This window comes from Collimonas sp. GW821-FHT07E08, from assembly GCF_059418905.1.
In genome coordinates, this window is the sequence record NZ_JBWKQR010000002.1 from 278,328 (window position 1) to 292,494 (window position 14,167).

The following is a 14,167-nucleotide window of genomic DNA, read 5'->3' on the forward strand; positions in this document are numbered from 1 at the left end:
TATGGCTAATTTCTTCGACACCAAAAAGAACCCGACCAAGGCTTACACCAGCCTGGTCGCCCTTGTGATCCTGTTCGCGATCTTCCCGTTCATTGCCTTGAATTTCGGCAATTCCTGGGTCCGCATCATGGACTTCGCGCTGCTCTACATCATGCTGGCGCTAGGTCTCAACATCGTCGTCGGCTTCGCCGGCCTGCTGGATCTGGGCTACATCGCTTTCTATGCGATCGGCGCCTACATGACCGGCTTGCTGGCATCTCCGCAGTTTGCTTCGGTCCTGGAATCTTTCGTCAACACCTATCCGGCCATCGGCAATTTCCTGGTGATGGTCTGCGGTCCCGAGATTGTCCAGAACGGCATTCACCTGTCGCTGTGGGTGATCGTGCCGCTGGGCGCTGGCCTGGCAGGCCTGTTCGGCGCCATCCTCGGCGCGCCGACGCTCAAGCTGCGCGGCGACTACCTGGCCATCGTCACCCTCGGCTTCGGTGAAATCATCCGCATCTTCATGAACAACCTGAACGCGCCGGTGAATATCACCAACGGCCCGCAAGGGATCAACCTGATCGACCCGATCCGCATCTTCGGCGTTTCGCTGGCCGGCGAACGCGGTTCCAGCGCCATGGTGTATGTCGGCGGTTTCGGCATGCCGTCGGTCAATGCCTACTACTTCCTGTTCCTGATCCTGTGCATGGCGATCATCTTCATCTCGATCCGCCTGCAGAATTCGCGGCTGGGCCGCGCCTGGGTGGCGATACGCGAAGATGAAATCGCCGCCAAGGCGATGGGCATCAATACCCGCAACATGAAGCTGCTGGCGTTTTCCATGGGCGCCTCGTTCGGCGGCGTGGCCGGCGCCATGTTCGCCTCGTTCCAGGGTTTTGTCTCGCCTGAATCGTTCTCCTTGACTGAGTCGATTGCGGTGCTGGCGATGGTGGTGCTGGGCGGCATGGGCCATATCCCGGGCGTGGTGCTCGGCGGCATCCTGCTGGCGGCCTTGCCGGAAGTGCTGCGGCACACCGTGGAGCCGATGCAGATGGCGGTGTTCGGCAAGGTGCTGATCGACGCCGAAGTCTTGCGCCAGCTGCTGTACGGCCTGGCGATGGTGGTCATCATGTTGACTCGCCCTGCTGGTTTGTGGCCTGCGCCCAAGCACGAGGACCGGCCGGATGCCGATATCGACAAACCTACGCTGGCGACCGGCGTGGTAGAGGCATAAGGAGATCACATGAGCGCACCTACAATTCTGAGCATCTCCGGCGTCAATAAGCGATTTGGCGGCTTGCAAGCCCTGTCGGAAGTCAACATCCAGATCCTGAAAGGGCAGATCTACGGCCTGATCGGGCCGAACGGCGCCGGCAAGACGACTTTTTTCAACGTAATTACCGGCCTGTACCAAGCCGACACCGGCTCCTTCGAGCTGGCCGGCAAGCCCTATTCGCCGTCGGCGCCGCATGAAGTGGCCAAGGCCGGCATCGCACGCACCTTCCAGAACATCCGCCTGTTCGGCGAGATGACCGTGCTGGAAAATGTCATGGTGGGTTGTCATGTGCGTACCCACCAGGGCGTGTTCGGCGCGGTGTTCCGCCACAAGGCAGCACGTCTGGAAGAGTTGGCGATCCGCAAGCGTTCCCAGGAGCTGCTGGATTTCGTCGGCATCGGCCGTTTTGGCGATCGTACTGCGCGCCACCTGTCGTACGGTGACCAGCGCCGCCTGGAAATTGCCCGCGCGCTGGCGACCGATCCGCAGCTGCTGGCGCTGGACGAGCCTGCCGCCGGCATGAACGCTACAGAGAAACTGGCGCTGCGCGAGCTGCTGGTGAAAATCAAGAATGAAGGAAAGACCATTTTGCTGATCGAACATGATGTCAAGCTGATGATGGGCTTGTGCGACCGCCTGACCGTGCTGGACTACGGCAAGCCGATTGCCGAAGGATTGCCGGCTGAAATCCAGAAGAACCCGGCCGTGATTGAAGCCTATCTGGGAGGTGGTCACTAATGGCAACCAATATCCTCAAAGTCAGTAACCTGAAAGTCGCTTATGGCGGCATCCAGGCCGTCAAGGGCATCAACCTGGAGGTCAACGAAGGCGAACTGGTGACGCTGATCGGCGCCAACGGCGCCGGCAAGACCACTACGCTGAAAGCTATCACCGGTACCTTGCCGCAGTGTAAAGTCGAAGGCGAGATGCACTACCTGGGCGAGCACACCAAGGGCTTGACGTCGTTTAACCTGGTCAAGCAAAAGCTGGCCATGGTGCCTGAAGGCCGCGGCGTGTTTACGCGCATGAGCATCCAGGAAAACCTGTTGATGGGCGCTTATACCCGTGACGACAAGGCCGGCATTGCGGCTGACATCGACAAGTGGTTTGGCGTATTCCCGCGCCTGAAAGAGCGCGCCGCGCAGATGGCCGGCACCTTGTCCGGCGGCGAGCAGCAGATGCTGGCCATGGCTCGTGCCCTGATGAGCCATCCCAAGCTGCTGTTGCTGGATGAGCCGTCAATGGGTTTGTCGCCGATCATGGTGGAAAAGATCTTCGAAGTGATCCGCACCGTTTCCGCGCAGGGCATCACGATCCTGCTGGTCGAGCAGAACGCCAAGCTGGCGCTGGAAGCGGCGCACCGGGCTTATGTGATGGATTCCGGACTGGTGACCATGAGCGGCAACGCCAAGGACATGCTGGACGATCCTAAGGTCAAGGCAGCCTATCTGGGTGAATAACTGCTAAGGCCGGGGTTGTCCGCAACCCCGGCCGGTTTGCCGGAACGAAAAAAAAGAGCCATAGGCTCTTTTTTTTTTATTGCAGGCGGAAGGGACGATCAGGTCATCGGCAGCGAGTTGAACTGATTGTCCGACTGCTGGATCCGATGCTCAATCGCATCCGGCACGGTCACAGCGGCTTCAGCCGGTGTCGGGCTGGCGCCGCTTGGCGACGCCGTGGTCTGGATTGCGCGCGGTTTCGGTGCTGCGATCGGCGCTGTCGAACCGGTCGACGGTACGTTCTTGCCGATGGCGACATCTTGCAGGCGGCGATATTCAGCCAGTACCTTGTAGCCGTAACCGCCGTCATTGGCGAATGCCGCAGCGCCGACATAACGTTTCAAGCCGGCTTCGACCGAACCGCCCTGGGTCACATAATCCTTGAGGATCATGGAGCCGACCTTGATGTTGGCCGTCGGATTCAGGGCTGCCTTGATGCCGCCCATGCTTTCAAACTTGTCTTCATGCACTTTCGACATGACTTGCATCAGGCCTTGCGCACCCACCGGGCTTTCGGCAAACGGATTCAGGCCGGATTCGATCGCCATCACGGCCAGGATCAGCAACGGGTCGAGCTTGGTTTCCCGCGCTGTCTTGTAGGCCGTGGTCACGAACACGTTGGTGGCGTCGCCTGCCACCCGATAACGCTTGGACAGCCAGCTGGTGACCCATTGCTGCTGGCGCGAGCTGTCGATCGGCTTGACGGCCTTGTTCGTCAAGCTGTCCATGTGCAGCACATGATTGTTGCCGGTCGTCGGCGCAGTCAGGTTCGCCACCTTGGGGGCGGCGGTATCGGCCTGGCTCGAAAGCACCGGTGCAGCCGCAGCCAGCGGCGCTGCTTTAGGTGCGGTGCTGCTGGCGAACAGCGGCAGGTTTTGAATCTTGTATGCCAGGTCTGGTTTCACCAGCATGGTGGTGAAGCCGATGATGGCCAGCATGGCGCTGAACAGTACGGTGATGCGGGTAGTGGCGATGAGGCCGCCGACGGTGTCGCGGGCGTAAAACACGCCGTTAACGGATTGCATGCCGAATTTCTTTGCTTGGTCGAGCGTCGCCCAACCGGGTAATGCTCTGGTAGATCTTGCTAACAATTGAACCTCCTGAATCGTCGCGGCGCATGCAGGCTCCCTGATATGGCTGGTTAAAGCTGGAGCGAATCTACCGAATGCTGCGTGCACCGTAATCAATATCGCAAGGCATCGCATATGATCTGCGGTGTGCCGTTGCGTCGTTGTTGCTTGCGCTTATGTAGCTTTGGATCGATCGGCCGCAGTAGAGCGCGCCGGCTACAGGCAAACAACTTGTCCGGGGGAGAAGGCTGACGCCTTTTGAAAACACTCCTTAAAATGTCATGTGGGACCCCGATCCCGTGAGTATTGAGAGTCGACATGAAAATCGCTTTTTGGGCGATGCGACTGCTTCAAGCTGGGCGCATTGTAGGAGGCGTTTTATATCAAGTCAATACTATGAAAAACAAAATCAATAACTTTTATGTCTAAAGAATGCGTCGGTTTGCCGCCGCAAGCCAATAAAATCAAGCACTTGGCCAAAATGGCTTAATTGCTGAATTAACATTCATTTAAATTGTAAAACCCATGAAATATTCAGATTTACGTGATTTTATTGTCAAATTGGAACAGATTGGTGAGCTAAAACGCGTTTCGACGCCGATTTCACCCTATTTGGAGATGACGGAAATCTGCGATCGCACTTTGCGGGCAGGCGGCCCGGCGCTCCTTTTTGAAAATCCGGTCGGACATTCGATACCTGTGCTAGGCAATTTGTTCGGCACGCCGCGCCGCGTTGCGCTTGGCATGGGAGCCGACGACGTCAGCGAATTGCGGCGCATCGGCCATGTGCTGGCGATGCTGAAAGAGCCGGAGCCGCCGAAAGGTTTTAAAGACATCCTCGGCCTCGGCACCCTGGTCAAATCATTGTGGGACATGGCGCCCAAGGAGCATCGTTCGGCGCCGTGCCAGGACATCGTCTGGGAAGGCAACGACGTCGACCTTGCGCGGCTGCCGATCCAGCACTGCTGGCCGGGCGACGTCGCGCCGCTGATTACCTGGGGCCTGGTGATTACCAAAGGACCGCACAAGAAGCGCCAGAACCTTGGCATCTACCGCCAGCAGGTCCTTGGCCGCAACAAGGTGATCATGCGCTGGCTGGCGCATCGCGGCGGCGCGCTGGATTTCCGCGAGCACGCGATCGCTACCGGCGGCAAGCCGTATCCGGTGGCGGTAGCGCTCGGCGCCGACCCCGCTACTATATTAGGTGCGGTGACGCCGGTGCCGGACAGCCTGTCCGAATACCAGTTCGCCGGCCTGCTGCGCGGCAGCCGTACCGAGCTGGTCAAGGCCATCGGCAGCGAGCTGCGGGTGCCGGCGTCGGCCGAGATCGTGCTGGAAGGGCATATCAATCCCGACCCGTCCCATCCGTCCGGTTATGAAATGGCGCTGGAAGGACCGTACGGCGACCATACCGGCTATTACAACGAGCAGGACTGGTTCCCGGTATTTACCATCGACCGCATCACGATGCGCAAGTCGCCGATTTATCACTCCACGTATACAGGCAAGCCGCCGGACGAGCCGGCGGTGCTCGGCGTGGCGCTGAACGAAGTGTTCATCCCCTTGCTGCAAAAGCAGTTTTCCGAAATCACCGATTTCTACCTGCCGCCGGAAGGCTGCAGCTACCGCATGGCGGTGGTGCAGATGAAGAAGGCGTATGCCGGCCATGCCAAGCGGGTGATGTTCGGCGTCTGGAGCTTCTTGCGCCAGTTCATGTATACCAAGTTCATCGTGGTGGTCGATGAAGACGTCAACATCCGCGACTGGAATGAAGTGATCTGGGCGATCACCACCCGGGTCGATCCGATTCGCGACACCACGATAGTGGACAACACGCCAATCGATTATCTCGATTTCGCCTCCCCGGTCAGCGGCCTGGGCAGCAAGATGGGGATCGACGCCACCAACAAGTGGCCGGGTGAAACCAGCCGCGAGTGGGGCCGCACCATCAGCATGTCGGATGAGGTGAAGACGCGTGTCGACCAGATCTGGCAGGAACTGGGCATATAAAGCGAGGCTTGCACGGCGGGGTTTGCCGGCGGTGCAGGCAGAAAATGGCCGCGGGGATGTAAAAAGCCCTGCCAGCAATGCCGCAATGCGGTACAATTCACCCCGGCGGGCCCCTGCGCATTGTGGCGTGGTCAACCTGGTCAGGTCGGGAACGAAGCAGCCACAGCCATTTCCTGCAAGTGCCGCAGACAAGGCTCGCCTCTATCCTCTAGTTATTTCCGTATTGCTCCCCCACGTTCGTCTTCGCGGCTGCCGTTTATTTACGGCGAGCGTCACCATCCATACAAGCCGGCAAGCTTGTCAAGGCAGCATCGCTGCGCCGGCAGGAATGCTGAAGCCTATCGTTGTCGTACCGTCCGTGCTGTCGGCAAACACGCCGCCGCCATGCATCTTGGCGATTGCCTTGACGATCGCCAATCCCAGGCCGTGGCCGTGCAGCTGGCTCTGGTCCTTGTCGTTGCGGGCGGCGTCGACCCGGTAAAAACGATCGAACAGGCGCGGCAGGTGGCTGTCGGCGATCGGCTTGCCCGGGTTCGACACGGCAATCCTGATCACCTCGGGCTGCTGCGTGATTGTCACCGCAATGGCGGCGCCGGGATTGGAATGCTGGATCGCGTTATGCAGCAGGTTGCTCATCGCGCGCTTGAACAGCGAGGTCTCGATGGAGGCTTCAGCGTTCACGTCGCCGGCCACTTTCACCGTCATTTTCGAATCGTCCAGAAGAAACTCAAAAAACTCCACGGTCTTGCCGATTTCCTGCGCAATCGAAGTGCGCACCAGGCTGGTGGCGGCCTCGCCCTGGTCGGCGCGCGCCAGGAACAGCATGTCGTTGATGATGGAGCGCAGGCGCTCGAGCTCCTCCAGGTTCGATTGCAGCACTTCCTCGAACTGCGGCGCGGTGCGTTGCCGCGACAGCGCCACCTGGGTTTCACCGATCAGGTTGGCCAGCGGCGTGCGCAGCTCATGGGCGACATCGGCATTGAAGGCTTCCAGCTGGTTGTAAGCGCCTTCCATGCGCTCCAGCACGCCGTTGAAGGCAATCGTCAGGTCCGACAGCTCGCCCGGCAGCGGCGAAATCTGCAAGCGTTGCGACAAGGTCCTGGGACCCAGCGATTGCGCAGCGCTGGACAATTGTTTTAACGGCCGCAAGCCGACCTGCGCAATCCAGTAGCCAAGCAGCATGACCAGCAGCACGCCCAGCAGGGACAGGCCGACCAGCGCGATCATGAAGGCATGCAAGGTGTGCATGTAAGGCGCGGCGTCGACCGCTACGATCAGGCGCACCGCAGGCCGTTCCTGGAACGGCTCGATGGCGCCTACCATGGTGTGCAGCGGATATTCGCGGCCGTGCAGCGTCATGATGCCCATGCCGTTCGGATTGCGGTCCAGCTGCTCGACGTCAGCCAAGCCTTTGCCGTACTGGAAACGGGGATCGTCGCTCAGCACCCAGTAACGGATGCTGCCGTCGGCCGGCGTCAGGGTATCCAGCTTGGCTTGCACCCGCGGCCAGCGAACCGGATCGCCGTTGTGGCCGATCATGTAGCGGGTATCGAGGAAACGCGTGTTGAGTTCGTCTTGCTGGTGGCGCGCCAGCTCGCGTTGCAGAACGCCATACAGCGCGCTGCCGATCAGTGAAAAAATCAGCAGCGCCGCCAGCGCGAACATCGCCACCAGGCGTACGGTGATGGAACGTTTCATTCGCTGCTCTCCTGAGGGGCGCGCGGTTCCAGCACATAACCCATGCCGCGTATCGTATGCAGCAGCTTGGGGCTGAACGGCGTGTCGATCTTGGCGCGCAAACGCTTGATGGCGACTTCGACGACGTTGGTGTTGCTGTCGAAATTCATGTCCCAGACCAGCTCGGCGATTGCCGTCTTGGACAGGATTTCACCCTGGCGCCGCGCCAGCACCGCCAGCAGCGAGAATTCCTTGGCGGTGAGGTCGATGCGGACATTGGCGCGATACGCCTTGCGGCTGATCAGGTCGATCTGCAGGTCGGCAATCCGCAGCTGCGCCGGCTCGAAAGCGCGTCCGCGCCGGGTCAGCGCCTGCAGCCGCGCCAGCAGTTCGAGGAAGGAAAACGGTTTCACCAGGTAATCGTCGGCGCCGCCTTGCAAGCCTTTGATGCGGTCTTCCACGCGGTCGCGCGCGGTCAGCATGATGACCGGGGTCTGCTTGATGGCGCGCAAGGCGTGCAGGACCGTAAAACCGTCTATGCCGGGCAGCATGACGTCGAGCACGATGACGTCGTAGTCGTGCTCCAGCGCCAGGTGCTGGCCATCGGTTCCATTGTGCGCAACGTCGACGGCGCAACCTTGTTCTGTCAGGCCCTTGCACAGGTAATCGGCCGTCTTCAGTTCGTCTTCGACGATCAGGATTTTCATGTGTAGCCTGTCTCCTGGCTAATTTCCTGCATGCCGGCGCTGTGCCGATATGCAGGAGGATATTTCATTGCCTGCATTATATTTGACGCATTACCTTGAATTTATCATGCTGCAGCCTTGCGGGCCGCTTTGCGCGCCTGGCGCGCTTCCTTGCGCCGCATGTACCAGTAATGGGCGCGGTCCAGGTACAGGTAAACCACCGGTGTCGTGAACAAGGTCAGCGCCTGCGACAGCACCAGGCCGCCCACCATGGCATAACCCAGCGGCCGCCGCAGTTCGGAACCGGCGCCGTGGCCAAGCATCAGCGGCAAGCCGCTCAGCAGGGCGCACATGGTGGTCATCATGATCGGCCGGAAGCGCAGCAGGCAAGCCTGGTAAATCGCTTCTTCGGGCTTCATGCCGTGCTGCCGTTCCGCCGTCAGCGCAAAGTCGATCATCATGATGCCGTTCTTCTTGACGATGCCGATCAGCAGGATGATGCCGATCAGGGCGATCACGCTCAGGTCGTAACCGCCCATCATCAGGATCAGCAGGGCGCCGACGCCGGCCGACGGCAAGGTCGACAAGATCGTCAGCGGATGGATATAACTTTCATACAGCAGTCCAAGCACGATATACACCGCAACCAGCGCCGCCGCAATCAGGTAAGGCTGCGACGACAGCGAATCGCCGAACGCCTTGGCCGTACCCTGGAAAGCGCCGGTCAGGGTGGTTGGCACGCCCATCTCGCTCTGCGCCTTCTGGATAGCCTCGACCGCTTCGCCCAGCGCCACGTTCGGCGCCAGGTTGAAGGAAATCGTCACCGCCGGGAACTGGCCTTGGTGGCTGATCGACAGGTACGAAGTCTTGCTGGTGTCGATGGTGACAAAGGTCGACAGCGGGACTTGCTGGCCAGTCACCGGCGAGGTCAAGTAGAGCTTGTTGAACAGTTCCGGATCTTCCTGCAGCTTGGGCGTTACTTCCAGGATCACGTGGTAGCTGTTGATCTGGGTGAAGTACTGGGCAACCTGGCGCTGGCCGATGGCGTCGTAGATGGTCGAGTCGATCAGCGCCGGCGTAATGCCGAAGCTGGAAGCGCGCGCGCGGTCGATGGTCAGGTTGGCGGCGGCCGCGGCGTTTTGCTGGTCGGAGGCGAGGTCGGTCAGTTGCGGCAGCTGGCGGAAACGGTTCAGCAGTTTCGGCGCCCAGACGTTCAGTTCATCCAGGTTGGAGTCGGTCACCGTGTACTGGTACTGGGTGCGCGACAGGCGGCCGCCGACGTTGATATCCTGGCCTGCCTGCAGGAACAGGTTGACCCCTTGCACCTTGGCCAGCTGCGGCCGCAGGCGCGTGATGATTTCATCGGCGCTGGCGGTGCGTCCTTCGTCCTTCGGTTTCAGGCTGATGAAAAAATTGCCGGTGTTGAAGGTGCTGCCGCCACCGCTCATGCCGAAGCCGGTGACGTCGGGGTCCTTGCGGACTACGTCAGCCAGCGCCAGCATGCGCTTGTTCATCGAAACGAAAGAGGAGTCCTGCGCCGATTCGGCAAAGCCGTAGACGAAGCCGGTATCCTGTTGCGGGAAGAAGCCCTTCGGGATGATGATGAACAGCACCACGGTGGCAGCCATGGTGGCGAAGAACACCATCAGGGTGATGAATTGATGGCGCAGCACCACATTCAGGCCGCGTTTGTAGCCGTTCAGCATGGCGTCGAAACCGCGTTCGAACATCTGGTACATGCGGCCATGCGATTCGGCCGTATGGGACTTAAGGAAGCGCGAGCAGAGCATCGGCGTCAAGGTCAGCGAAATCACCACCGAGACTGCAATCGTCAGCGTCACGGTGATTGCAAATTCGCGGAACAGGCGGCCGACGATGCCGCCCATCAGCAGCAGCGGGATGAACACCGCCACCAGCGAAACCGAAATCGAAATAATCGTAAAGCCGATTTCGCTCGCTCCCTTGTAAGCCGCTTCCATCGGCGACATGCCTTCTTCGACGTAGCGGTAGATATTCTCCAGCATCACGATCGCATCGTCGACCACGAAGCCGACCGCGATGGTGAGCGCCATCAGCGACAGGTTGTCGAGGCTGAAGCCGAGCAGGTACATGACGCCGGCAGTGCCGAGCAGCGCCAGCGGCACCGTCACGCTCGGGATCAGGGTGGCCGGGACGTTGCGCAGGAACAGGAAAATCACCAGCACCACCAGGGCGATGGTCAGCACCAGCGTGAATTCCACGTCGGCGACCGAAGCGCGGATGGTCTGGGTGCGGTCGATCAGGGTGTTGACCTGCACCGTCGGCGGGATTGCCGCCCGCAGGCGCGGCAAGGCAGCCTTGATGCGGTCCACGGTTTCGATCACGTTGGCGCCCGGCTGCTTGGTGATCGCCAGCACGATCGAACGGCCGTTGGTTATCGTGTTGCCGGCCGGCGCGGCGGCGCCGGCGTAGGCCCAGCCGGCGACCTTCAGGTTTTCCGCGGCATCGACGGCGACGCCGACATCGCGCACCCTGATCGGCGCCCCATTCTTGTATGCCAGCACCATGTCGTTCCACGGTTCAGCGCTCAGCAGCTGGTCGTTGGTGTACACGGTAAAGCTTTGCTTGGCGCCGTCCACCGTGCCCTTGGGCTGGTTGACGGTGAGGTTGGCGATCACGCCCCGGATATCTTCCAGGCTGATGCCTATCGCCGTCAGCTTGGTCGGATCGACCTGGATCCGGACCGATGGTTTTTGCACGCCGCCGATATTCACCAGGCCGACGCCGGGAATCTGCGAGATCTGCTGCGCCAGGATATTGTCGGCGTAGTCATTCACCTGGATCAGCGGCAGCGCGTCCGACTGCACCGACATCACCAGGATCGGCGAGTCGGCCGGGTTCACCTTGCGGAAGGTCGGCGGACTCGGCAGGTTGGCCGGCAGCTGGCCGCTGGCGGCGGTGATCGCCGCCTGCACGTCGAGCGCCGCGGCGTCGATGCTGCGGTTGAGGTCGAACTGCAGCGTGATCTGGGTAGAACCGAGCGAGCTGGTCGAAGTCATTTGCGACAGGCCGGCGATCAGGGAAAACTGCCGTTCCAGCGGCTGCGCCACGCTCGACGCCATGGTTTCCGGATTGCCGCCGGGCAGGTTGGCGGAGACCTGGATGGTCGGGAAGTCGACCTGCGGCAGCGGCGCCACCGGCAGCAGCGGCCACACCGCGGCGCCGATCAGGAAAATCGCGATGGCGAGCAGCGTGGTGCCGATCGGCCGTTTGATGAAGGCTGCGGAGATGCTCATTTGCTTGCCTTGCTTGCTTTTTCTGCCGTGGCTGCGGGAGCAGGGCTAGCAGCCGCGCCGGCTTCCATGATCTTGGCGCCGGGTTTCAGCTTGTACTGGCCGTCGACCACCACTCGCTGTCCCGCATCCAGTCCCTTGTCGATCACGGCCAGGCCGTCCTGGATGTTGGCGACCTGGATCGCCTGTATTTTCACCGTGCTGTCGGCGTTGACGACGTACGCATAGGTGCCGTCCTGGCTGCGCTGCACTGCCGCTGCCGGCACCGTCAGCGCCTGCTTGCGGTCGCCCAGGACCAGCCTGACATTGACATACTGGCCTGGCCACAGCACATGCGAAGGATTCTGGAAAATGCCTTTCAGCTGCACCGTGCCGGTGCTGGTGTCGATCTGGTTGTTGAGCAGCGCCAGGTTTCCCTGGGCCAGCAGGGCGCTGCTGTTGCGCGCATAGGTCAACACGCTGAGCGGTTTCTGGCTGCCGCGCAAGGCGCTGTTGATGCTCTGGAAGGTTTCTTCCGGCAGGGTGAACACCACCGCGATCGGATCGATCTGGTTGATGACCACCAGGCCGTTGGTGTCCGCGGCATGGACGATATTGCCCGGATCGACCAGGCGCGCGCCGACCCGGCCGCTGATCGGCGCCAGGATGCGGGTAAAGCTGAGCTGCACCTTGGCGTAGTTGATCTGCGCTTCATCGGCTTGCACGGCGGCCTGCAGCTGCGTGACCTGCGCCCGCGTGGCATCCAGCGTCTGTTGTGTCGCGGCGTCCTGCTGCACCAGGGTGGTGTAGCGCTGCAGGTCCAGCCTGGAGTTGGCCAGCTGCGCCTGGTCCTTGGCTTTTTGCGCGACGGCCTGGTCCAGCTGCGCCTGCAGGGTGCGCGGGTCGATCTGCGCCAGCAGCTGGCCGGCCTTGACATCCTGGCCTTCGATAAAACCGACCTTGTCGAGCTGGCCGTCGATGCGCGCCTTGACGGTGACGCTGGCATTCGAGGTAACGGTGCCGACTCCGCTCAGGTACATCGGCACATCCTGTTGCGAGACGCTGGCGGTGTTGACCGAGATCGGGCCGGCGGCAGCCTTCGGCGCCGTCTGGGCGTCGGCCTTGTGGACCATGGTCCAGCCGGCGGCGCCGATCAGGACCAGTATCGCGGCGGTGATCAGCAGCGTCGAACGCGGTTTGGAAAGTGTGGGGGTCATGTTTATCGGCTCGCGGAATTAATCTGTCGTTTTGTTTGTGTGCTGCGCATCGTTTTGCGCCTGGTCGCCGTTCAGCCGGCTGGCATCCCAGCCGCCGCCGACGGCCTTGATCAGCGCTACGCTCGCCAGCAGCTGGCGTCCCAGCAGCTGCACCAGGGTGCGCTCGTTGCTCAGGGCAAGGGTTTGCGCGGTGACCACGGTCAGGTAAGTCGCGGTGCCGGCGCGATACTGGCTCAGCGCCAGCCGTTCCGCCAGCTGCGAAGCCTGCACCGCCTGCTTCTGGGCGATCGCTTCCTGGTCCAGGACATTGAGCGTGGCCAGGTTGTCTTCCACTTCCTGGAAGCCGCCCAGCACGGTTTGCTTGTATTGCGCTACCGCGGCGTCGTAGGCGGCGATGGCCTGGTCGCTATGCGCGCGCCGCAGGCCGCCGTCGAAAATGGTTTCGGCCAGCGCTGCGCCGAGCGACCAGACCCGGCTTGGCGTATCGAACCACTGGGCCAGGCTGGCGCTATTGAAGCCGCCGCTGGCGCTCAGGGTCAGCGCCGGGAAAAAGGCTGACTTGGCGACGCCGATATTGGCGTTCGCTGCCGCCGCACGGCGTTCGGCGCTGGCGATGTCGGGGCGGCGTTCCAGCAGGTCGGATGGGAGGCCGGCCGGGACCGGCGGCAAGCCTGCCTGCATCTTGCTCAGCATTTGCGTGTCGGCCGGCAATGCCGCCAGGTTGAATCCGGAAGGCACCTTGCCGGTCAGGATCGCGATTGCATGCTCCAGCTGGCTGCGCTGCGCCTGCAGGTCAATGGCTTGCGCTTCCGCGGTTTTCAGCTGGCTTTCGGCCAGCGCCACGTCGGAGCGCAGCGCCACGCCGGCGGCGTACTGGCTCTGGGTCAGCTGCAGCGAACGGGCGTAGGCAGCCGTGGTGCGCGCGTACAAATCTTTCAGCAGGTCGGTGATGCGCAGTTGCAGGTAGTCTTGGGCCAGGGTCGCCTGGATGCTGAGGCGGGCGGCAGCCAGGTCGGCCGCGCTGGCCTGGCTGCCGGCATCGCCGGCTTCCACCGAGCGCCGCACGCTGCCCCAGATGTCGGGCTCCCAGCTGCCTTGCAGGCCGGCGTTGTAGCTGTTGCCGATCTTGACGCCATTGGTGTTGCTGCGCGAACGGTCTACCCCGGCGCTGACGCCCGCCGTCGGCCAGAAGCCGGCGCGCGCCGCGTCGCCGGCGGCACGCGCCTGGCGATATTGGGCCTCTGCCGCGCGGATGTTCTGGTTGGCCTGGTTGGCTTGCTGTATCAGGCCGTTCAGGGTGGCGTCGCCATAGACTTCCCACCAGTTGCCGCTGTCTATCTGTTGCGGCTGCGCCTGTTTCCACGGGCCGGTCTCTTTATAGGCGGCGGGCACATCCATGGCAGGGCGCACGTAATCGGGGCCGACTGCGCAGCCGGCCAGCGCGAACGCAACCGCGGCAGCCATGACGGTGGCTGAGAAAGTTCTTGGGGGAGGGGGAA

Annotated in this window: 10 protein-coding genes and 1 other RNA gene; 5 read left to right on the top strand and 6 right to left on the bottom strand. The window is 61.7% G+C overall.

The features are described from left to right. Nucleotide 1 precedes the first annotated feature (1 nt). From AC07RZ_RS03800 to AC07RZ_RS03810, 3 genes are read left to right on the top strand one after another with little or no spacing between them, the layout of a single operon-like run. Complete coding sequence (locus tag AC07RZ_RS03800) at nt 2-1,216, top strand: ABC transporter permease subunit (RefSeq protein WP_092396292.1); 1,215 nt, start codon at nt 2-4, stop codon at nt 1,214-1,216. A gap of 9 nt (nt 1,217-1,225) precedes the next feature. Next, nucleotides 1,226-1,996 (top strand): ABC transporter ATP-binding protein, encoded by a 771-nt coding sequence (locus AC07RZ_RS03805; protein ID WP_144738765.1) that lies wholly within the window; start codon nt 1,226-1,228, stop codon nt 1,994-1,996. Next, a complete protein-coding gene (locus tag AC07RZ_RS03810) occupies nt 1,996-2,718 on the top strand; it encodes an ABC transporter ATP-binding protein (protein ID WP_092396296.1) in 723 nt (240 codons plus the stop codon). The genes AC07RZ_RS03805 and AC07RZ_RS03810 overlap by 1 nt, the downstream gene beginning before the upstream one ends. Nucleotides 2,719-2,816: 98 nt before the next feature. Here AC07RZ_RS03810 and AC07RZ_RS03815 read toward each other — a convergent pair whose 3' ends face one another. After that, nucleotides 2,817-3,782, bottom strand: a complete 966-nt coding sequence (locus tag AC07RZ_RS03815) for a transglycosylase SLT domain-containing protein (protein WP_494666957.1) — start codon at nt 3,780-3,782, stop codon at nt 2,817-2,819. Nucleotides 3,783-4,352: 570 nt separating this feature from the next. On the opposite strand from AC07RZ_RS03815, the gene ubiD reads away from it, so the two are divergent. Beyond that, entirely contained in the window at nt 4,353-5,837 is a 1,485-nt protein-coding gene (gene ubiD / locus AC07RZ_RS03820) for a 4-hydroxy-3-polyprenylbenzoate decarboxylase (RefSeq protein WP_494666958.1), read from the top strand. A 104-nt stretch (nt 5,838-5,941) separates the two neighbouring features. Next, nucleotides 5,942-6,040: signal recognition particle sRNA small type (gene ffs, locus AC07RZ_RS03825), an RNA gene on the top strand. Nucleotides 6,041-6,137: 97 nt separating this feature from the next. Here ffs and AC07RZ_RS03830 read toward each other — a convergent pair. The 5 genes from AC07RZ_RS03830 to AC07RZ_RS03850 form a co-directional block, all read right to left on the bottom strand. Continuing rightward, a complete protein-coding gene (locus AC07RZ_RS03830) occupies nt 6,138-7,535 on the bottom strand; it encodes a heavy metal sensor histidine kinase (protein WP_494666959.1) in 1,398 nt (465 codons plus the stop codon). Then, a complete protein-coding gene (locus tag AC07RZ_RS03835; RefSeq protein WP_144738769.1) occupies nt 7,532-8,221 on the bottom strand; it encodes a heavy metal response regulator transcription factor in 690 nt (229 codons plus the stop codon). Before AC07RZ_RS03835 ends, AC07RZ_RS03830 begins: the two co-directional genes overlap by 4 nt. A 104-nt stretch (nt 8,222-8,325) precedes the next feature. Further along, a complete protein-coding gene (locus AC07RZ_RS03840; RefSeq protein WP_494666960.1) occupies nt 8,326-11,475 on the bottom strand; it encodes an efflux RND transporter permease subunit in 3,150 nt (1,049 codons plus the stop codon). After that, nucleotides 11,472-12,668, bottom strand: coding sequence for an efflux RND transporter periplasmic adaptor subunit (locus AC07RZ_RS03845; protein WP_494666961.1), 1,197 nt, complete (start codon nt 12,666-12,668; stop codon nt 11,472-11,474). Before AC07RZ_RS03845 ends, AC07RZ_RS03840 begins: the two co-directional genes overlap by 4 nt. 18 nt (nt 12,669-12,686) lie before the next feature. Continuing rightward, nucleotides 12,687-14,132: an efflux transporter outer membrane subunit gene (locus AC07RZ_RS03850; RefSeq protein ID WP_494666962.1), complete on the bottom strand. Its 1,446-nt coding sequence runs from the start codon at nt 14,130-14,132 to the stop codon at nt 12,687-12,689. Between the last annotated feature and the right edge of the window lie 35 nt (nt 14,133-14,167).